The sequence below is a fragment of the Paraburkholderia phenazinium genome, assembly GCF_900142845.1.
Taxonomy (GTDB): Bacteria; Pseudomonadota; Gammaproteobacteria; order Burkholderiales; family Burkholderiaceae; genus Paraburkholderia; species Paraburkholderia phenazinium_A.
Genome location: NZ_FSRU01000002.1, coordinates 2,711,996 through 2,730,920 on the forward strand (window position 1 = coordinate 2,711,996; position 18,925 = coordinate 2,730,920).

The following is an 18,925-nucleotide window of genomic DNA, read 5'->3' on the forward strand; positions in this document are numbered from 1 at the left end:
TCGGTTTCGCTGTCGCGTTCTGAAGCAGGTTTGAAGGGCTGTCGTGCATGGGCATTCGCATGCATGAAAAACAGGCGTCCCCAACGTGCTCTCCCTGACGAGGCTTGGCGTGCATTGCAGAACTATCGGATGGTCCGTTCTGTTCGCGGTTTGCAGCGCGTGGGCTAGCGCCACGCTCGCCGCCACCGACGCCGCCGCCGCCGCGCCCATGCCCTCGGCCATGGATGAGCGTGTGCGTGCCTGTACGTCCTGCCACGGCGCGCAAGGCCAGGGGCGCGACAACGACTACTTTCCGCGCATCGCCGGCAAGCCTGCCGACTACCTGTTCAACCAGTTGATCTCGTTTCGCGACGGCGGCCGCACCTATCCGCCCATGGGCTATCTGATCGCCTTCCTGCCCGACGACTATCTGCGCAAGATCAGCCAATACTTCGCAGACCTGCAGCCGCCTTATCCGAACGCGGATACCGGCGAGGTTTCACCCGCCGTGCTCGCCGACGGCGAGCGGCTCGTCACGCACGGCGACGCCGCCCGCAAGCTGCCCGCGTGCGCGGCCTGCCACGGCGCGCGGCTGACCGGCACGCAACCTGGGATCCCAGGCCTGCTCGGCCTGCACGCCAGCTATATCGCCGGACAGATGGGGACCTGGCGCTCCGGCACACGCCATGCGAACGCGCCGGACTGCATGCATTCGATTGCAGTCAAGCTGACTGACAAGGACATCACCGCGGTGTCGAGCTGGCTCGCGCGCCAGCCGCGGCCCAGCGATCCGCGACCGGCGCCCGTGAGCAGCGCGACGTTGCCGTTGGCCTGCGGGAGTCAACCGCAATGAAGCCGATCACGTTTCGTCTCGCGTTTGCGCTGGCACTGGCACTGGCCGCCGCACTTTGGCCATTGACGCCCACTGCGTTCGCCGCGACCGCCGCAGAAGCCGACGCCAGCGCGGCAACAGCAACAACGGCAGGCGCCGCCCCCGACACCCGCCCCGACATCGTCAAGCGCGGCGAATACCTCGCGCGCGCCGGCGACTGCATTGCGTGCCACACCGCGCCGCGCGGCAAGATGTTCGGCGGCGGCCTCGCCATGGACACGCCGTTCGGCACGCTCTACTCGCCGAACATCAGCCCGGATGCGCAGTACGGCATCGGCGCATGGAGTGCGGATGCGTTCTTTCACATGATGCGCACCGGCCGCACGCCGGACGGCAAGCTGCTCTACCCGGCCATGCCGATTGCGCAATACACCAAGGTCACGCGCGAGGACTCCGACGCGATCTTCGCCTATCTGCAGTCGGTGCCGCCGGTGCGCGAAGCGAGCCGCCCGCAGGCGCTGAAGTTCCCCTTCAACCAGCGCAAGCTGCTGCTCGGCTGGCGCACGCTGTATTTCCGCGAAGGCGAATACCAGCCGGACCCGACGCGCTCGGTCGAATGGAATCGCGGTGCGTATCTGGTGGAAGGGCTCGGCCACTGCACCTTGTGCCATACCAAGATCAATCTGCTCGGCGGCTCGTCGCAGCGCGACCAGTTCGCGGGCGGCCTGATTCCGGTGCAGAACTGGTACGCGCCGTCGCTCACCTCGGACAAGGACGGCGGCCTCGGCGACTGGAGCGTGAAGGACATCGTCGATCTGCTGCAGGCCGGCATCTCCGATCGCGGTGCCGTCTACGGCCCGATGGCCGAGGTCACCTATCACAGCCTGCAGTACATGAGCGACGCCGACATCAGGGCGATGGCCGCTTATCTGAAGACGCTGCCGGACAACGACCCCGGCCGCAAGGCGGGACCGTCCGCGCCGACCCATACCCGAGTGTTCGAACTCGGCGGCCAGATCTATGCGGGCAAATGCGCGCTGTGTCACGGGCAGAACGGCGAAGGTCAGGTGCAGCATTACCCGCCGCTCGCGCGCAACCAGTCCATTGAAATGAATTCGGCCGTCAACCCGATCCGAATCGTCCTGAACGGCGGCTTCCCGCCAGGGACGCAGCGCAATCCCGAACCGTATGGCATGCCGCCCTTCGGCCAGGAATTGAGCGACACGGACGCGGCCGCCGTGGTGACCTACATCCGCACCGCCTGGGGCAATCATGGCTCGCCCGTGACGGAGCGCGAGGTCAACGAACTGCGCAAGGCGCCGTTGCATTGAACCGCCTGGCGGCTGGCGCCGGGCCGGCCACGAGCCGGCGTGACCTGTTCCAAACGTTGTTGCGGAGAACCTGCAGATGGACGACAAAGACAGCCCGAGCGCCGCACCGCCCTCCGATGACGAGGTCGAACGCGTGGTGGCCGCTGGACCGCACGGCGCGATCGCCGTGGCCGGCGTTGCCACGCTGATCGTGATGGCGATCTGGGTCGGCTTCTACCTGTTCGTGTTCTTGCCGCGCGGGATCGTTCACTGATCATGGCGACGCCCTCCCCTGACCATCCCACCGGCGGCCACGCGGTTGCCCTGCGCGCCGAACGGCGCTGGGCGATCTTCGCAGCGGGCCTGATCCTGCTGATGCTGGTCGTGATCGTGTTCTCCGGCCTGCATTGGGCCATGATGCCGCCCTCGCGCGTCGAGACGGTCGATCCGGCACGTCTGCAGTTATCCGGCGAATTCGTCGAAGACAACCTCGGCTCCGCCGTCGAAGCGGACGGCTCGGTCGTGGTGCGCTTCGTCGCGCAGCAATACTCGTTCACGCCGCAATGCCTGCTGGTCCCCACCGATACGCCGGTCACCTTCCGCACCACCAGCGCAGACGTCGTGCATGGGCTGCTGGTCACGGACACCAATATCAACACGATGGTCGTACCGGGCTACATCTCGACGCTCGCCACGAGCTTCGCGCATCCCGGCGACCATCTGATGCCGTGCCACGAATTCTGCGGCTTCGGCCATCAGACCATGTGGGCGCACGTAAAGGTGATCGACAAGGCTGCGTTCTTCGAGCAGGCACGACAATCAAGGAGGCTGAGCTGTGTTTCTCGCTAAGCGACTCGTTCTCGCGCACTTCTGGCTCGCCTTCATTGCGTTTCTGCTGGCGCTCTTTCTCGGCGCGTGGCAGATGCTGGTGCGCAGTCCACTGCTACCGTGGGTGGGCAACCCCGAGCTCTACTACCGCTCCGTGACCGCACACGGCACGGTGATGGCCTACGTGCTGCCCACGCTCGTCGCGATGGGCTTCGGCTACGCGATCGTCGAACTCGCCTTGCGTCAGCCGCTGATAGGACTCAGATGGGCGTGGGCCGCGTTCTTCGTGCTGGCGGTGGGCGCGGTGGTGGCGATGGTGCCGGTCTCGATGGGCCAGGCGTCGGTACTCTTCACGTTCTATCCGCCGATGATCGGCAGTCCGCTCTATTACCTCGGCGTGGTGCTGGTCGTGGTGGGGTCGTGGATCTGGGTCGCGCTGATGCATGTGAACCTGCGCGCCTGGAAGCGCGCGCATCCCGGCAAGCCGGTGCCGCTCGCGATGTTCGCCAATGTCGCGGGGGCTTATCTGTGGGCATGGACCGCCATCGGCGCGGCGCTTGAAATCCTGCTGCAGATCCTGCCGGTCGCATTCGGCTGGAAGACCACCATCGATGCCGGCCTCTCCCGCGTGTTGTTCTCGTGGACGCTGCACGCCATCGTCTACTTCTGGCTGATTCCCGCGTATATCGCTTACTACACGATGGTGCCGGGCGCGATTGGCGGGCGTCTGTACAGCGATTCGATGGCGCGCGTGTCGTTCATCCTGTTCCTGATCTTCGCCATGCCGATCGGCATTCACCATCTGTTCGCCGATCCGCAGGTCGGCGCGGGCTTCAAGTTCCTGCACGCGGTCTTCACGGGGATGGTGTCGGTGCCGACGCTGCTCACCGTGTTCACGATCTGCGCGTCGGTGGAAATCGCCGGACGCCTGCGCGGCGGCACCGGTGCGTTCGGCTGGCTCACCGCGCTACCGTGGCGCAATCCGATGATGCTGGTGCTGGCGTTCTCGTTCGTGATGCTGGGCCTGGGTGGCGCGGGCGGCCTCATCAATATGAGCTACCAGTTGAATTCGACCATCCACAATACGCAGTGGGTCACGGGGCATTTTCATCTGATCTTCGGCGGCGCGATCGTCATCATGTATTTCGCCATCGCCTATGAACTGTGGCCGCAACTGACGGGACGCGCGCTGTGTTCGCTGAGTCTCGTGCGCACCCAGTTGTGGCTGTGGTTCATCGGCATGATGGTCGTCACGCTGCCGTGGCACTACGTGGGCCTGCTCGGCGCGCCGCGACGCATGGCCTATTACGACTACAGCGCGCCCGGTCTCGAACCGCAGGCCATCTGGGTGGCGATGTCGGCGGTCGGCGGCTTCGTGCTGGTGATCTCCGGCGTGCTGTTCATCTACATTCTGGCGAAGTCGCAATTCGGACCGCTCGCACAGCCGCGGGAATTCCGCTTTAGTCTCGCCACGCATCCGGTGGATCACGTCCCTGCCGCTTTGAATAGCTTCGGCCTGTGGGTCGGGCTGATGATTGCGCTAACGGTCGTCAACTACAGCGTGCCGATCTTCCAGTTACTGCGGCTGCAGCAGACCTCCGTGCCGGCGGTCGTCGTCGGAGCCCAGCGATGAATCACGAACGCGTCTTCAGCGTGCGCAATCCATGGTTCGTGACGAGCGTGGGCGGCACGATTGCGCTTGCCGTCGTATCGATCCTGATCGGCTTTATCTGGCTGCCGTCGGCCAACGGCGATTTCAGCGGGCACGGCTTGTGGGCGACCATTTGCAGCGCGGCAGGCGCGCCGTCGAGCTGGTACGGCGGCGGGGCGAACGTGGCGGGCCCGGCGCCCAGCGAGGTCGTCGTGCTGCCGCCGCCGCGGCATGTGAGTGTCGATGCGGGTTCGATCGGCCGCGGCGCGACCATCGCGACGCAGAACTGCTCGATGTGTCACGGTGTGCTCGGCACCGTGCAGGTCACGGCACCGGCGCTCGCCGGTCAATATGCGGATGTGATCTACAAGGAGTTGCGCGACTATCAGAACGGGCTGCGCGCCAACGCGATCATGCAGCCGATCATCCACAATCGCAGCGATCAGGATCTGCACGATCTGGCGGCGTACTACGCTTCGCTGCAACGTGCTGCGCCGGCCCAACCCGGCGCCGCCGACGCCGCGCAGGATGCGGATGCGGTCAAGCTGGCGATGCAAGGCGACCCGATCCGCAATATCGCGCCGTGCGCCGCGTGCCACGGCCAGCTAGATCGTAAAGGCGCCGCGCCGTGGCTCGGCGGCCAGTCGTCGATCTATCTGGCCGCCCAAATGCAGCGCTTTGCGAGCGGCGAGCGCCGCAACGACATCAACGAGCAGATGCGCAATGTGGCGCGGCATCTGACGCCGCAGGAAATTGACGGGCTGGCGAAGTACTACGCGGCGCAGCCTTAGCGGCTCGGCCGTGTCCAGCGTGTCCAGCGCAAACCTGCCTAAGCCGCGACCGGTTCCACCCGACGCGCACCTGCAGCTACATTCGCCGCCGGCCGCGCGCGGCCACCCACGGCCGACGTATCCGTACGGAACACCGCGACCGCCGCCGTCAAACGACGCGCCTGATCTTCCAGCGAGCTGGCGGCGGCCGCAGCCTGTTCGACAAGCGCAGCGTTCTGCTGCGTGACTTCGTCCATCTGCGCGACCGCAAGGTTGACCTGATCGATGCCGGTGCTCTGCTCCGTCGCAGCGGCGGCGATCTCGCCCATGATCGCGCTCACACGCGCGATCGCGTTGACGATCTCGGTCATCGTCGTGCCCGAACGTTCGACCAGTTGCGCGCCGGTTTGCACGCGCGCATTCGAATCGTCGATCAGCGTCTTGATCTCTTTGGCCGCGCCCGCGCTACGCTGCGCGAGCGAGCGCACTTCGCTCGCGACCACCGCGAAGCCGCGACCCTGTTCGCCGGCGCGGGCCGCTTCGACCGCGGCGTTGAGCGCGAGAATATTGGTCTGGAACGCGATGCCTTCGATCACGCCGACAATGTCGGCAATCCGGCGCGAATCGGCGACCATGTGATTCATCGTGCCGACAACCTGCTGGGTCAGCTCGCCACCCTGCGCCGCCAGGCCCGACGCGCCCTGTGCGAGCGAACTCGCCTGCTTGGCGTTCTCGGCGGTCTGCTTGACGGTGGAGGTAAGTTCCTCAATGCTCGCGGCGGTCTCCTCGAGCGAAGCCGCCTGCTCTTCGGTACGCTGCGACAGATCGGTGTTGCCGGCGGCGATTTCGCTGACGCCGGTATCGATCGATTCGGTGCCCTGACGAACGATATTGACCGTCGAGATCAGCGAGTCCTGCATCTTGCGCAGCGCGGCGGCCAGCTTGCCCATTTCGTTGTCGCTGGTGACTTCGATGCGGCCTGTCAGGTCACCTTCGGCGATACGCTGAAACTGTCCGATCGTCGCATCCACGGGATGGACGATAGCCCGCACCAGCACCACCCGCCCAAGCCACGAGAACACCAGCGCCAGCACCATGCCCACCGCAACCGCGACGCTCACCGCAAAGAAGCGGTCCTGCGCGTCCTGATAGCGTTGCGCGCCATGGTCCAGTTGCAGTTGCTCCAGCGTGAGCATCGACTTTTCGTACGCGTTGTAGAGCGAAGGCAGCTTATGCGCCTGCAGTTGCTGGAAGGTTGGCTTGTCGCCGGACTTCAGCGCGGCCATTGCCGGTTCGACGCCTTCGTGCAGGAAGATGTCGCGCTTGTCCGTCATATCCTTGATGAGGCGCTGTTCGTCGTCGTCCGAACCGGCGCGGCTCACATAATGAGCAAGGCGGTCGTTCGACACCTTCAGATACTGATCGAAGCGCTGCAGGACCGCCGAGGCGCCATCCTGGTCGTTCAGGTCGACCAGCGATGCGTAGGTAGCCAGCGCGAGGCGCAGGCGCAGCAACTGGCCGGCGCTGCCTTCGAGATCGGCGACCGCGGGCGTATCCACCGTGTACATCTGCTGCAGCGAGTCGTTACTGGCGCGCAGCGAGAGCAGCCCGGCCGCCGCCCCGATCAGCAAGACGATGCCGAAGAAGGCAATCATCAGGGTTAGACAGGCGCGGATGGACAGCTTGGTCAACATGGGTCAATCTCCATTGGGCGGCCTTGCCGGCATTCAGCGAGAAGGTCCGGTCAGGCATGCTGCGCCCAAGCCCATTGGCCAGGTCCGCAACTTGATGATTAAAATTTAAGCGAACGCCACACAGCATGGTCTACGGCCAATCTAAAAAAAACTTTAAGGTTTTCGTCAGACAATTCGCCTTACCGTCTTTTGCGGCACGGTGTGCAATCCCGGATACTGATGGTGTCAGCCCACCCAGGTGCCGTGCGCCGGCCGCCTGGCCCGGGACTCCCCGAGGTTGTCCCCGCGCACAAGTTGGTGGACAGTAGCGAAGCGACGTTCCGCGGAGTCACGCGCCATGTACGAGATTGGATCGGCCTTGCTGGTGTTCGTGCTGCTTCTGATCGGCACGGGGACGGGCGTGGTGGTAAGACCCTTGCTGCCGGAGGAGCACAAGGCCCACGAAACGGTTCAGCTCATCCAGCTGGTGATCGGCATGCTCGTCACCTTTGCGGCCCTGGTGCTGGGGCTGATGACGGCGTCCGCGAAAACGGCCTTCGATACGGTCGGCAACGACTTTCGTACCTACTCCGCGGACCTGATCCAGCTCAACGCCACCTTGCGTGAATATGGCGCGGACGCGAACGAGGTGCGTCAACTGCTGCGCGCCTACACGGCAGCGGCCATCGCCAGCACCTGGCCGACCGAAGCGCACCCGCCCGGCGACTACTATCCGAAAGACATCCCGGTGGAGAACAACACCGACAAGCTGGAGGACACCCGGCTCGGCGACATGCTCAACCTTGCCGGCCAGAAGCTGCGCCAGATGTCGGCGCCGGACACTTTTCACCAGCGGCTGCTGGACCGCAGCATCGAACAATTCGAAACCATCATGCAGGCGCGCTGGAAGCTGATCGAGGAAGCGCACAGCACGATCTCCCAGCCGTTCTTCAAAACGCTGACGTTCTGGCTGTTCGTCATTTTCCTGAGCTTCGGCCTGATCGCGCCGCGCAATGCGCTGGCGCTGGTGACGATCACGCTTGGGGCGTTGTCGATCGCGTCGGCGGTGTACGTGATCGTCGATCTGGATACGCCGTTCACCGGTCCCATTGTGATTTCGAGCCAGCCGATGCGCGACGCGCTGGAACATCTGAACCGCTAGCGGCCGCGCATCGGTGGGGTGAGGGCGTGATTCCTCGCGTCAGCAGGCCACCATCTTTTCACGCGCCCATGCCACTGCGGCACGCGCCGGCGCCACACCGGTTGCCTTCACGCGCTCCGCCAGTTCGAAGACGCGCGGACCGATCTTCGCGACTTCGGCGAGCACGGCCTGCTCTTCGCCGGAGCCTTCATATTCCCGCACGCAACTGATGATGCCGCCCGCGTTCACGAGGAAGTCCGGCGCATAGAAAATACCGCGTCGATGCAGGACATCGCCTTCGGCCAGCGAGATCAACTGGTTGTTGGCGCCGCCCGCCACCACCTTGAACCGGCATTGCGCCGCGACCGATTCCGTAATCGATCCGCCGAGCGCGCAAGGTGCGAAGACGTCCGCTTCGACACCGGTAATCTCCGCCGTCGCCACCACACGTGCGTTGAAGCGTTGTTGCGCGAGCGCGGTTTTGCCGGCGTCGATGTCCGACACGATCAGTTGCGCGCCCGCCTGATGCAGACGCTCGCACAGGTCCCAGCCCACCGAGCCGAGCCCTTGCACCGCCACCGACACGCCGTCGAGCGTCGTGCGCCCAAGCGCCGCTTCCACGGCAGCCAGCAGACCGACGAACACGCCGTAAGCCGTGCGCGGCGACGGGTTGCCGCCATACACGTCGTTGGCGCGCGGAATGCCGCTCACGTAGCGGGTCTCGCCTTGCACCGCGCGCATGTCGTCGGCGGTCGTGCCGACGTCCTCGGCGGTGATGTAAATGCCTTCCAGCGATTGCACCAGCCGGCCGAACGCCTTGAACAGCGCCGCGCGGTCGAGCGCTGCCGGGCTGCGCAGGATCACGGCCTTGCCGCCGCCGAACGGCAGGTCGGCAAGCGCGTTCTTGAACGCCATGCCTTGCGACAGGCGCAGCGCGTCGTTGTACGCCTCGTGGTCCGATGCGTATTGCCAGTAGCGGCAGCCGCCGAATGCGGGGCCGCGCGCCGTGCTGTAGACGGCGACGATAGCTTGCAATCCGGAAGCGGCGTCGGTGGCGAGCACGATGCGTTCGTGAGCGGGTTCGCCATGCAGTCCAAAGAGCGTGCCGGCGGCGGTGGTCGTCAGTCGGTCCATCAGTATTCCTTCCTTGTGGGCGGAGAGTTCAGCGTCCGCGCGAAGCGATGGCTTCGCGCCTGGCCGCATGCGGTCCGGATCGCGGCAGCATGCGGAGGTTGAGCGAGACGCACGGAGTGCGACGGGGGTGCGCCTCGACCGCAAGAGTGTATGCGGCCAATTCTGGGGATTTCTTCTGTTTATCTGGCATTATGCGAGCCACAGCAGAAGCAATGACCATCGAAACTCTGAATTGAAGACGAATCGTCTCTCCATGCGCCGCGCGGGGAGAGCCCACTGGAGCACGCCATGAAGCTCGACGCGATCGATCAGCGGATCCTGCGCGAACTGCGCAGCGACGGCCGCCTGTCCAACGCCAAACTGGCCGAGCGCGTCGGCCTGTCGGCGACGCCTTGCTGGAACCGGGTGCGTGCGCTCGAAGAAGCCGGCGTGATCGAAGGCTATGCGGCGCTGCTGAATCAGAAAGCGCTGGGTTTGCCCGACACCGTCATCATCGAGGTGACGCTCGACAAGCACGACGAGCGCACGCTGGAGCGCTTCGGCCAGGCGCTGGCGGATCTGCCGGAGGTGGTCGAGGCGTTTCTGGTGTCCGGCGAGTACGACTATCTGATCAAGGTGGCGGTGGCGGGCACCGAAGGGTATGAATCGTTCCTGCGCCGCAAGCTATACCGGCTGCCGGGCTTTCAGAACAGCCGCTCGATCTTCGCGCTGCGCTGCCTGAAGCGATCCATTTCGGTTGAGCCTTGAGGAACCGCGGAAGCCGTCGCTACGCCCTCTGGCGCCGCAGCCGCGAACCCTTCGCGGATGAAGCGCACCATCTCCTGCACGGGCGCGGCGAGCGGAACCGCAGGCAGGTGGAGATGAATCGCAAACTCAGGCAGGCTGGGCAGCCCGGCCTCGCGCGGCAGGACCTGCAAGTCGGCCGGCACCGTCGAATCGAGCCACGCCGTCACGGCCATATCCATCCGCACCGTCGCACGGGTTGCGTCGAGATTGGCGTTTTCGAAGACGGTCCGCCAGGGCACGCCGTGCAGACGCAGCGCATCGAAAATCGCCGGCCGGAAAGCGCAGGTATCGCTCACGATCGACACCGCGAGCGGCCGCTTCAAGTAAGCGCTGCCGCCCGGCGCGCCCACCCATTGCAAGGGCTCGACACGCAAACACTCGCCGCCAGGTTCGCCCACGCGCTGCTCGACGATCGCGAGATCGACTTCACCGGCATTCAGCGCGCCGAGGAGTTGCGGCGAGGCGAGACACACCAGCGAAAGCTCGACCTGCGGATAGCGTTGCGCAAACGACTTCAGGATGCCCGCCAACCAGCCGTCGACCAGATCGTACGGCACACCGATCCGCACCTCGCCGGCGAAGGCCGTGCCGCGCATGTCGGTCCAGATCCGATCGTTCAGCTCGATTAGCCGCTCCGCATTGTCGAGCAGCCGCTCGCCGGCTTCGGTGAGCTTCAGACCGCTCCGCGCCCGCTCGAACAGCGCCAACCCCAGGCAGGACTCCAGACGCTTGATCTGCTGGCTGACCGCCCCTTGCGTCACGTGCAGGGCATGGGCCGCCGTCGTCATGCTGGCGCCGCGCGCGACAGTCACGAAGGTTCGCAGCAGGCTCGTATCCAGGTTGCGGGGCATGGTGAGCGATTAGAAACGTTAATGCGAGCCATTATAGACATTCGATTTCCTCGCGCAGGACGCCCGCTTACAGTCGGCATGTCGCGAGCGCGTCGGTCCGGGCAGGTCCACCCAGGCCCGCGCGAATTCGCATGAATTCGCATCGTTCAAGCCTTCATGGAGATCGTCCCGTCATGTCTGAAATGCTGTTTTCCCTGCTTCTGTTCGTGATCGTCGCCACGATCACGCCCGGCGGAGCGACGACCCTCGCCACCGCCTCCGGCGCGCAGTTCGGCTTCAGACGCAGCATGCCGTTGATGGGCGGCATCGCGCTCGGCCTGGCCTCGCTCGCGGCGCTCGCTGCGGCCGGGCTGGCCGGCCTGCTGCATGCGCTGCCGGTCCTGCAGGTCGTGATGAAGGTGGCGGGGTCGGCGTATCTGTTGTGGCTCGCGTGGAAGATCGGCACGAGCGGTCCGCCGAACCTCCAGGCCAAAGCCGCGCAGAAGCCGGCCAGCCTGATTGGCGGCGCGTTGCTGCTGTGGCTGAATCCGAAGGGATGGGCCATGGCGCTCGGCGCGGCGGCTTCGTTCGCCGCCTTGACCTCGAACCCGCTGCGCCTCGCCATGATCCTCGGCTCGGCCTTCGGCCTCGCGGCCATCGTGTCCCTCACGCTGTGGTGCGTCGCGGGCGTCATGCTGAGGCGGGCGTTGCGCACCGAGCGGCACTGGCGGATCGCCAACGCCATCCTCGGTTTGCTGCTTGCCGCGTCGATCGCGCCAATCTGGCTCGCATAGGCATCGCCGCGAGCAAACGCGTCATCGCTTGCCCAGTCTGTCCACCAGGCAAAACCGCCGGTTCAAACGGGTGCATTCGCTGCACCAGGATGCGGTAGATCATTTCCTCTAGTTTCGATGTTTACAAAATCGCGAACTCTTTCGGCGTGTTATAAGCGCGATACCCTTTCGACCGCGTGGGTACCGGCGAATGCCTGAGCACCGTTGGCGCTATACCAGCCAACGGGTCGGTTGCCTCGGCTTCAACGGCGCCGCCAACCGGTCGACGGGAATCGAGCCGCGCTTTGGCACAGCTTCTGCTTAGTGTGCCGTCGCCTCAAACCAGCGCGCTGCCGACACAATCGGCGTTGCGTGCTGATGGGACTTTCGATCACGAATGTTGCGCGTCAACGGCAAAACGCTTGCCGGACAACGCGCATGACTGCTGACGCACGGCTCGTGCGTCGACATGCAGATCGTCCATGCTTGTGGCTTCAACGACAGGAAGAACCGTAAGTGAAACGTATGCAAGTGGTATCGGCCGCCGGGCGACGCAACGGCGGTACGCCCATACTGATGTGGCAAGACCTCGAACCATCCATGACCACGATGGCAGCACGGCCCGCCGGCACTGGCGAGCCGCCCGCGCGCACTGCAGCGCCCGGTCGAGCATCTCACGCGCTTGCGCGCCTCCCTCTGTCGCCCGACTCCCCATTGCCTTCCAAACGCGCTCGCCCCCTTGCGGGCAAGAGCGATTTGCGTCCCGCTCCCAGGTGAACCTGTGTGTGCGTGCAGCGCTGCTGCGATGTCGCGCTTTCCTCTCCGCCTCCCCTCGTGCCATGTCACGGGGTGCGGTTTGCTTTTGAACTCCTTCTTCCCAAACAGGCCATGAAACTGTCGCATTCCCTTACCGCGGTGCTCTCAGCGCTGACGCTCACTTTTGCCGGCACAGTCCTGGCGGTCACGGTGCCGCCCGGCACCACGCTTGCCGCCAAGCAGGAGTTGACGCGTCAGGTGCCGACCGAAGTCGAATCGCTCGACCCCGCGCACATCGAATCGTGGACAGGCGATACCATCGGCCTCGACCTGTTCGAAGGCCTCACCCGCATCAGCGCCTCCGGCGCGGTCGTGCCGGGCGTTGCGGAGTCGTGGACGCGTACTGCGCCCGACACCTGGGTGTTCAAGCTGCGTCATGACGCTAAGTGGAGCAATGGTCAGCCGGTGACCGCGGCAGATTTCGTCTACGCGTGGCAACGCGTGCTCGATCCGAAGACGGGTTCCAAATATACGATCCTGCTGGAATTCGTGAAGAACGCCAAGGCGATCCTCGCCGGCAAAGCGCCGCTTACCTCGCTGGCCGCGCGGGCAGTCGACCCGTACACGCTCGAGGTCAAGACTGAAGTGCCGGCCGCTTTCTTCACCGAACTGACCGCCATGCCGGCCATGGCACCGGTGAACAAGGCAACGGTGGACAAGTTCGGGGATAGCTGGACGCGCCCGGGCAACCTGGTGAGCAACGGTCCATACACGCTGACCGATTGGGAACCGAATAACCGCATCGTGATGGTCAAGGACAACAACTACTGGAACGCGCAACACGTGGTGATCACGAAAGTCACCTACGTACCGGTGGAAAGCGACGAGACAGCAATGCGCATGTACCAGTCCGGCCAGATCGACTATACGTATTCGATCCCGTCGGGCATCTACGCCCAGGTCAGCAAGCAGTTCGGCACGGAACTCAAGACCGGCGTGCAGCTTGCGACGTACTTCTATAGCCTGAACAACAGCGATCCTGCCTTCCATGACCCGCGTGTGAGACAGGCGCTTTCGATGGTGATCGACCGTGACCTGCTCACCTCGAAACTCACTCAGGCGGGCGAAGTGCCGATGTACGGGCTGATCTCCAAAGGCACCAAGGGTGCCGCCGTCTACACCCCCGACTGGGCAAGCTGGCCGATGGCCAAACGCGTGGATTATGCGCGCGGCCTGATGAAGGCAGCGGGCTATTCCGATGCCAACCCGCTCACTTTCACCCTCACGTACAACACGAACGACCTGCACAAGAAAGTGGCGCTCTTCTCCACCTCGGAATGGCGCACCAAGCTGGGCGTGAATGCGAAGCTGGAGAACGTCGAATACAAAGTGCTGCTGAGCGAGCGCCATGCGGGCAAGGTGCAAGCCTCGCGCGATGGCTGGTTCGTCGACTATAACGACGCGATGTCGTACTTCGATCAGCTCCACTGCGGCGGCGTGCAGAACGACCTGCATTTCTGCGACCCGAAGGTCGACGCGCTGGTCGACCAGGCCAACGCGCAACTCGACGATGCGAAACGCACCGCGCTGCTGACGCAGGCGCACAATCTGGCCATGAGCGAAACACCGCTGATCGCCCTGTTCCAGTACTCGGCGGACCGGCTCGTGAAGCCTTACGTGGGCGGCTATCTGCCGACCAACTATGTCGATCAGCGCGCCTCGCAGGACATGTACCTGCTGGCGCACTAAACCCTGAGCCCTGACCATCGAATGCTGAAGTAACGGAATCCGCCATGCTCGCCTACGCGCTGCGCCGCACCTTATGGGTCATTCCGACCGTTCTTGCCGTGATTACGGTGTGCTATCTGATGTTGCACGCGACGCCCGGCGGTCCGTTCGACACCGAAAAGCATCTGTCCGCGGCGACCCTCGCAAACCTCAACGCGAAATATCACCTCGACCAGCCGCTCTGGAAGCAGTACCTGCTGTATCTGGACGCGCTGCTGCATGGCGACCTCGGGCCGTCGGTCCGCTATGTGGACTGGTCGGTCAACGATCTGGTCGGCAAGGCGCTGCCGGTGAGTCTCGGCGTGGGCGGCCTGTCGGTGCCGATCGCGCTGGTGATCGGCGTGCTGCTCGGCACCGCGGCCGCGGTGCGCCGCGACGGCATCACCGATCGCATCGTGATGCTGCTCGGCAACGTCGGCAACGTGATTCCGCCGTTCGTGCTCGGCCCCGTGCTGGTGTGGGTGTTTGCGATTCTGCTCAAGCGCTCCGACGGTCACGGCTGGCTGCCCGCCGGCGGCTGGGGCGACGGCGGCTGGCGCTACCGCGTGCTGCCGATGGCGCTGCTGGTGATCATCAACGTCTCGTCGATTGCGCGGGTCATGCGCGGCAGCATGATCGAAGTGCTGTCGGGCAACTTCATCCGCACCGCACGCGCGAAGGGCATGCCCGGTCACGTGATCGTGCTGCGGCATGCGCTCAAGCCGGCCTTGATGCCGGTGGTGTCGCTGCTCGGTTCGATCTGCATTTCGTCGATTACCGCCGCCGTGGTCACGGAGTCGGTGTTTGCGCTGCCGGGTCTCGGGCAACTGGTGGTGGACGGCGCCATCAACCGCGACTACACGCTGGTACTCGGGCTCGTGGTGCTGACGACCGTCGCGGCCGTCGTGTTCAACCTGCTCGTCGATCTGGCATACGCGTGGCTCGATCCGCGCATCCGCTATTGAGATCCTCGTACGGATACCGCCTTGATCATCGAACTACGCTAGAGACACCATGAACACTTCCCCTTCCACCACAGCATCGACGGCCAACGCCGCCCCGCGGCGCTCGCGCAGTCCGCTCGAACTGGCCTTCCGGCAGTTTCTGCGCAACCGTGCCGCGCTCGCCAGCCTCGTGATCCTCGGGATCATCGTCATTGCCTGTTTCGTGGGCCCACTGTTCCTGACTAACGACCCCGCCGCCAACGACTGGGGCGCCATCAGCATTCCGCCCACGCTGCTCGGCCAGCACTGGTTCGGCACCGACGAGCTCGGCCGCGATCTGCTGGTGCGTACGCTCGCCGGCGGACGCGTGTCGCTCGAGGTCGGACTGCTCGGTACGCTGGTGTCCGGTTTGATCGGCGTCGCGTGGGGCGCTACGTCCGGCTATATCGGCGGACGGACCGACGCGGTGATGATGCGCATCGTCGACATGATGTATGCGATTCCCTACATGCTGATCGCCATCCTGATGATGACGCTGCTCGGCCGCGCCTTCTACCTGGTGGTGCTGACGATCAGCGCGTTCTCGTGGCTCGACATGGCGCGCGTGGTGCGCGGCCAGACGCTGTCGCTGCGCACCCGCGAGTTCATCGACGCGGCCCGTGCCACCGGCGTGAGCACGCCAGGCATCATCCTGCGCCACATCGTGCCGAATCTGCTCGGCGTGGTGGTGGTGTACGCAACGGTGACGGTGCCGGGCATCGTGCTGACCGAATCGGTGCTGTCGTTTCTCGGCCTCGGCGTGCAAGAACCAATGACCAGTTGGGGCGTGCTGATCAACGACGGCGCGCAAAAACTGGAGTCGATGCCGTGGCTGCTGCTGTGCCCGGCGGTGATGCTGTGCGTCACGCTGTACTGCGTGAACTTTGTCGGCGACGGGCTGCGCGACGCGCTCGATACCAAGGAGCGGTGAGATGGCGTTGCTTGAAGTAAAAGATCTGGGCGTGCGCTTCACACGACGCGACGCCTCGCCGGTGGATGCAGTGCAACGCGTGTCGTTCACGCTCGAAAAGGGCAAGACGCTGGGGATTGTCGGCGAATCGGGTTCAGGGAAAAGTCAGACGGTGATGGCGCTGCTCGGGCTCTTGCCCGGCAACGGCCAGGCCTCCGGCGAAGCGCTCTACGCAGGACGCAACCTGCTGACGTTGAGCCAGCGCGAACTGAACCAGATTCGCGGCGATCGCATCGGCATGGTGTTCCAGGATCCGATGACCTCGCTCAACCCGTTTCTGACGGTCGAGCGGCAGATGACCGAGGCCCTGCAACTGCACCGCGGCGTGTCGCGGCGCGAGGCGCGCCAGAAGGCCATCGAGGCGCTGCAGCGCGTGTGGATTCCGGATGCGGCGCGCCGCATCGACCGCTATCCGCACGAGTTCTCGGGCGGCATGCGCCAGCGCGTGACGATCGCCACGGCGCTGCTGACCGAGCCGGAAATCCTGATCGCCGACGAACCGACCACGGCGCTCGACGTGACGGTGCAGGCGCAGATCATCGAACTGCTGCGCGAGCTGAACCGCGACCTGGGGACGGCGATCATTCTGATCACGCACGACATGGGCGTGGTCGCGGGACTCGCGGACGACGTGATGGTGATGTACGCGGGGCGGACGGTGGAACGCGCCGGCGCGCAGGCGCTCTTCGAGAACCCGACCCATCCGTACACACGTGGGCTGCTCGACGCGTTGCCGCGCATCGACGACAGCGACGGGACCCATGACATCGACGCGCCGCTGCGCACGATTGCGGGCAATCCGCCGGCGCCCGGCGAGGCGATCGAAGGCTGCGCGTTTGCGCCGCGCTGTGCGCTGGCGAAAGAACGCTGCCACAGCACGCGACCCGAACTGGAGGCGATCGCCGGCGAGAAAGACGGCTGGCGTGCATGCTTGCGCCCGGTCGGCGAGATGATGGAGGTGGTGCGGTGAGTGAGACGGCGACGCAAAGGACGGTGGATATGGGTAACGGGATGGCAGGAATGCCGCTCGGCGGCGGCGCGGCGGGTGGCAATGCCGGCGCCGCGGTGGGCGAGTCCGTGCTGACGGTGCGCGATCTCAAGGTGCACTTCCGGGTGCCGCGCGGCGCGTATCCGTGGTCGTCGAAAGCGACGCTGCGCGCGGTCGACGGCGTGTCGTTCGAGGTTCGGCGCGGCGAGACGGTGGGGCTCGTCGGCGAGTCGGGTTGCGGCAAGTCGACGCTGGCGCGCGCGATCATCGGCTTGACGCCGGTGACCGCGGGCAGCGTGCGCTGGCGCGATACCGAAACCGTCAGCGACGGACGGCGGCCGGCCTCCGCCATGGAGCGGCTGCGCAAGGATGTGCAGATGGTGTTCCAGGATCCGCTCGCGTCGCTCGATCCGCGCATGACGATCGAGCAGATCGTCACCGAGCCGCTGAAGGTGCAACGCCCCGGGCTCGGACGCGACGAAACGCGTGCCCGCGTGGTGACGATGCTCGAACGCGTGGGGCTCGGCGCGCATCATCTGTCGCGGTATGCGCATGAGTTTTCCGGCGGACAGTGTCAGCGAATCGGGATTGCGCGCGCTTTGGTGGGCGAGCCGCAACTGGTGATCTGCGACGAACCGGTCTCCGCACTGGACGTGTCGATTCAGGCGCAGATCGTGAACCTGCTGCGCGATCTGCAGCGGGAGTTGCAGCTTTCCTTGCTGTTTGTCGCGCATGACCTGGCCGTCGTCAAGGCGATCAGCCAGCGAGTCCTCGTGATGTACCTCGGGCGCGTAATGGAGCTCGGGACGCGGCACGAGGTGTATGGCTCGCCGCAGCATCCTTATACGCGGGCTTTGCTGTCGGCTGTGCCGCGGCCCGATCCAGCGACGGAGCGCACGCGTACCCATGCCGTGCTGACCGGAGAAATGCCCTCGCCGTTGAACCTGCCTTCAGGGTGCGCGTTTCGCACGCGGTGTCCGGAGGCGATCGGCGCGTGCGCGGAAGAAGTGCCGCAGTCGATCTCGCGTGGCACGGGGGATCGGCGGGTGGCGTGTATCCGGGTGGGAGCGGAGCCGGTTGCGTCCACGGTCCACGCTGTTAGCCGCTAAAGCGCGTACCGTTCAGAGCGATGTTTGAGCGAGCTTCGCCGCGTGATGCGGCGAAGCTCTACATGCATTACGGCGAAACGGTAAAGGCCGGATTCGGACTCACCGACAGGCTGTTGACCGTGCAACTGCCGCTAAGCGGTTGCGCACTCGCGCTGAGCGTATTGGTGGCGTTGCTCCAACTGCCGTTGATCGTCGAGGGGCCGCAATTCGCGCCGAGCACGCTAAAGCCGACGTTCGCCACGTTGCCCGCCGTCGTGCTGGTGGCGACGAGTTTCCACGGCAGCCCGATGATCTGCGGCACGCCGCACAAACCGCTACCGGTGATCGCCACTGAATTGATCTGGGCGTAGGTGCCGTCGGTGCTGACCACGCCACTGAGCGTGATGCCGCAACTGACGTTGGGCGCAATCGGCGTGCTGACATTGATCGTACCGGGCGCCGTGAAGGAAGAACCGGCCGGCCCGATCGTGGCGGCCGAGACTATCGGTGACAGGGTTGCGCAAATTAGAGCGACAGCAGCACCGCGAGCAAACGTCTTGATGAGCTTCATGATTTGCCTTCCATAGTTGATGGCAACGAAGTTGCCGGATAGAGGCAACAGGCAGCGCTGTTCAGACCGCTCGCCACCCCGCCTTTTCGATGAAC

The 18,925-nt window shown here is 65.0% G+C and carries 18 protein-coding genes; 14 read left to right on the forward strand and 4 right to left on the reverse strand.

What is annotated here, in order from left to right; translation table 11 throughout:
* Positions 1–109 precede the first annotated feature (109 nt).
* The 6 genes from BUS12_RS29130 to BUS12_RS29150 all read left to right on the forward strand — a co-directional run bounded on the left by BUS12_RS29130 (position 110) and on the right by BUS12_RS29150 (position 5,391).
* The gene (locus BUS12_RS29130) at positions 110–832 is read left to right on the forward strand and encodes a c-type cytochrome (protein WP_074300821.1); all 723 of its coding nucleotides are present in this window, start codon (positions 110–112) and stop codon (positions 830–832) included.
* Positions 829–2,142, forward strand: coding sequence for a c-type cytochrome (locus BUS12_RS29135; protein ID WP_083640659.1), 1,314 nt, complete (start codon positions 829–831; stop codon positions 2,140–2,142). Before BUS12_RS29130 ends, BUS12_RS29135 begins: the two co-directional genes overlap by 4 nt.
* A gap of 76 nt (positions 2,143–2,218) precedes the next feature.
* Positions 2,219–2,395: a hypothetical protein gene (locus tag BUS12_RS38990; RefSeq protein ID WP_171991728.1), complete on the forward strand. Its 177-nt coding sequence runs from the start codon at positions 2,219–2,221 to the stop codon at positions 2,393–2,395.
* Between the two features lie 2 nt (positions 2,396–2,397).
* Entirely contained in the window at positions 2,398–2,970 is a 573-nt protein-coding gene (locus tag BUS12_RS29140; RefSeq protein ID WP_074300823.1) for a cupredoxin domain-containing protein, read from the forward strand.
* Positions 2,957–4,582 carry a b(o/a)3-type cytochrome-c oxidase subunit 1 gene (locus tag BUS12_RS29145; protein WP_074300824.1) on the forward strand — a complete coding sequence of 542 codons (1,626 nt, stop codon included), beginning with the start codon at positions 2,957–2,959 and terminating at the stop codon, positions 4,580–4,582. Before BUS12_RS29140 ends, BUS12_RS29145 begins: the two co-directional genes overlap by 14 nt.
* Complete coding sequence (locus BUS12_RS29150) at positions 4,579–5,391, forward strand: c-type cytochrome (protein ID WP_074300825.1); 813 nt, start codon at positions 4,579–4,581, stop codon at positions 5,389–5,391. Before BUS12_RS29145 ends, BUS12_RS29150 begins: the two co-directional genes overlap by 4 nt.
* 38 nt (positions 5,392–5,429) lie before the next feature.
* On the opposite strand, the gene BUS12_RS29155 is transcribed toward BUS12_RS29150, so the two are convergent.
* Entirely contained in the window at positions 5,430–7,064 is a 1,635-nt protein-coding gene (locus BUS12_RS29155) for a methyl-accepting chemotaxis protein (RefSeq protein ID WP_074300826.1), read from the reverse strand.
* Positions 7,065–7,401: 337 nt separating this feature from the next.
* Here BUS12_RS29155 and BUS12_RS29160 point away from each other — a divergent pair, with 337 nt between their 5' ends.
* Complete coding sequence (locus BUS12_RS29160; protein WP_074300827.1) at positions 7,402–8,205, forward strand: bestrophin-like domain; 804 nt, start codon at positions 7,402–7,404, stop codon at positions 8,203–8,205.
* 39 nt (positions 8,206–8,244) lie between these two features.
* On the opposite strand, the gene BUS12_RS29165 is transcribed toward BUS12_RS29160, so the two are convergent.
* Positions 8,245–9,318: a Leu/Phe/Val dehydrogenase gene (locus BUS12_RS29165; RefSeq protein WP_074300828.1), complete on the reverse strand. Its 1,074-nt coding sequence runs from the start codon at positions 9,316–9,318 to the stop codon at positions 8,245–8,247.
* A gap of 288 nt (positions 9,319–9,606) precedes the next feature.
* Between BUS12_RS29165 and BUS12_RS29170 the strand changes: the two genes are divergently transcribed.
* On the forward strand, positions 9,607–10,065 hold the full coding sequence (locus BUS12_RS29170; protein ID WP_074300829.1) for an Lrp/AsnC family transcriptional regulator: 459 nt from the start codon (positions 9,607–9,609) through the stop codon (positions 10,063–10,065).
* Here the strand turns inward: BUS12_RS29170 and BUS12_RS29175 are convergent.
* A complete protein-coding gene (locus BUS12_RS29175; protein ID WP_074300830.1) occupies positions 10,002–10,955 on the reverse strand; it encodes a LysR substrate-binding domain-containing protein in 954 nt (317 codons plus the stop codon). The genes BUS12_RS29170 and BUS12_RS29175 overlap by 64 nt on opposite strands.
* A gap of 173 nt (positions 10,956–11,128) precedes the next feature.
* On the opposite strand from BUS12_RS29175, the gene BUS12_RS29180 reads away from it, so the two are divergent.
* From BUS12_RS29180 to BUS12_RS29205, 6 genes are all read left to right on the forward strand, one after another.
* Positions 11,129–11,728, forward strand: coding sequence for a LysE family translocator (locus BUS12_RS29180; protein ID WP_074300831.1), 600 nt, complete (start codon positions 11,129–11,131; stop codon positions 11,726–11,728).
* An 867-nt stretch (positions 11,729–12,595) separates the two neighbouring features.
* Positions 12,596–14,212 (forward strand): peptide ABC transporter substrate-binding protein, encoded by a 1,617-nt coding sequence (locus BUS12_RS29185; RefSeq protein ID WP_074300832.1) that lies wholly within the window; start codon positions 12,596–12,598, stop codon positions 14,210–14,212.
* A gap of 44 nt (positions 14,213–14,256) precedes the next feature.
* The gene (locus tag BUS12_RS29190; RefSeq protein WP_074300833.1) at positions 14,257–15,195 is read left to right on the forward strand and encodes an ABC transporter permease subunit; all 939 of its coding nucleotides are present in this window, start codon (positions 14,257–14,259) and stop codon (positions 15,193–15,195) included.
* Between the two features lie 49 nt (positions 15,196–15,244).
* The gene (locus BUS12_RS29195; protein WP_074300834.1) at positions 15,245–16,144 is read left to right on the forward strand and encodes an ABC transporter permease; all 900 of its coding nucleotides are present in this window, start codon (positions 15,245–15,247) and stop codon (positions 16,142–16,144) included.
* A 1-nt stretch (position 16,145) separates the two neighbouring features.
* The gene (locus BUS12_RS29200; protein WP_074300835.1) at positions 16,146–17,153 is read left to right on the forward strand and encodes an ABC transporter ATP-binding protein; all 1,008 of its coding nucleotides are present in this window, start codon (positions 16,146–16,148) and stop codon (positions 17,151–17,153) included.
* A gap of 50 nt (positions 17,154–17,203) precedes the next feature.
* Positions 17,204–18,280 (forward strand): ABC transporter ATP-binding protein, encoded by a 1,077-nt coding sequence (locus tag BUS12_RS29205; RefSeq protein WP_253190285.1) that lies wholly within the window; start codon positions 17,204–17,206, stop codon positions 18,278–18,280.
* A gap of 67 nt (positions 18,281–18,347) precedes the next feature.
* Here BUS12_RS29205 and praA read toward each other — a convergent pair whose 3' ends face one another.
* Positions 18,348–18,830, reverse strand: coding sequence for an alkane oxidation protein activator PraA (gene praA, locus BUS12_RS29210; protein WP_074300837.1), 483 nt, complete (start codon positions 18,828–18,830; stop codon positions 18,348–18,350).
* Positions 18,831–18,925: the final 95 nt, after the last annotated feature.

What these genes read in the sequence shown, in the direction of transcription:
- BUS12_RS29185 (WP_074300832.1), top strand. Translation starts at nt 12,596, where the DNA reads ATGAAACTGTCGCATTCCCTTACCGCGGTGCTCTCAGCGCTGACGCTC.
- BUS12_RS29205 (WP_253190285.1), top strand. Translation starts at nt 17,204, where the DNA reads ATGCCGCTCGGCGGCGGCGCGGCGGGTGGCAATGCCGGCGCCGCGGTG.
- BUS12_RS29155 (WP_074300826.1), bottom strand. Translation starts at nt 7,064, where the DNA reads ATGTTGACCAAGCTGTCCATCCGCGCCTGTCTAACCCTGATGATTGCC.
- praA (WP_074300837.1), bottom strand. Translation starts at nt 18,830, where the DNA reads ATGAAGCTCATCAAGACGTTTGCTCGCGGTGCTGCTGTCGCTCTAATT.
- BUS12_RS29170 (WP_074300829.1), top strand. Translation starts at nt 9,607, where the DNA reads ATGAAGCTCGACGCGATCGATCAGCGGATCCTGCGCGAACTGCGCAGC.
- BUS12_RS29160 (WP_074300827.1), top strand. Translation starts at nt 7,402, where the DNA reads ATGTACGAGATTGGATCGGCCTTGCTGGTGTTCGTGCTGCTTCTGATC.
- BUS12_RS29200 (WP_074300835.1), top strand. Translation starts at nt 16,146, where the DNA reads ATGGCGTTGCTTGAAGTAAAAGATCTGGGCGTGCGCTTCACACGACGC.
- BUS12_RS29135 (WP_083640659.1), top strand. Translation starts at nt 829, where the DNA reads ATGAAGCCGATCACGTTTCGTCTCGCGTTTGCGCTGGCACTGGCACTG.
- BUS12_RS29150 (WP_074300825.1), top strand. Translation starts at nt 4,579, where the DNA reads ATGAATCACGAACGCGTCTTCAGCGTGCGCAATCCATGGTTCGTGACG.
- BUS12_RS29175 (WP_074300830.1), bottom strand. Translation starts at nt 10,955, where the DNA reads ATGCCCCGCAACCTGGATACGAGCCTGCTGCGAACCTTCGTGACTGTC.
- BUS12_RS29195 (WP_074300834.1), top strand. Translation starts at nt 15,245, where the DNA reads ATGAACACTTCCCCTTCCACCACAGCATCGACGGCCAACGCCGCCCCG.
- BUS12_RS29190 (WP_074300833.1), top strand. Translation starts at nt 14,257, where the DNA reads ATGCTCGCCTACGCGCTGCGCCGCACCTTATGGGTCATTCCGACCGTT.
- BUS12_RS29165 (WP_074300828.1), bottom strand. Translation starts at nt 9,318, where the DNA reads ATGGACCGACTGACGACCACCGCCGCCGGCACGCTCTTTGGACTGCAT.
- BUS12_RS29140 (WP_074300823.1), top strand. Translation starts at nt 2,398, where the DNA reads ATGGCGACGCCCTCCCCTGACCATCCCACCGGCGGCCACGCGGTTGCC.
- BUS12_RS29180 (WP_074300831.1), top strand. Translation starts at nt 11,129, where the DNA reads ATGTCTGAAATGCTGTTTTCCCTGCTTCTGTTCGTGATCGTCGCCACG.
- BUS12_RS38990 (WP_171991728.1), top strand. Translation starts at nt 2,219, where the DNA reads ATGGACGACAAAGACAGCCCGAGCGCCGCACCGCCCTCCGATGACGAG.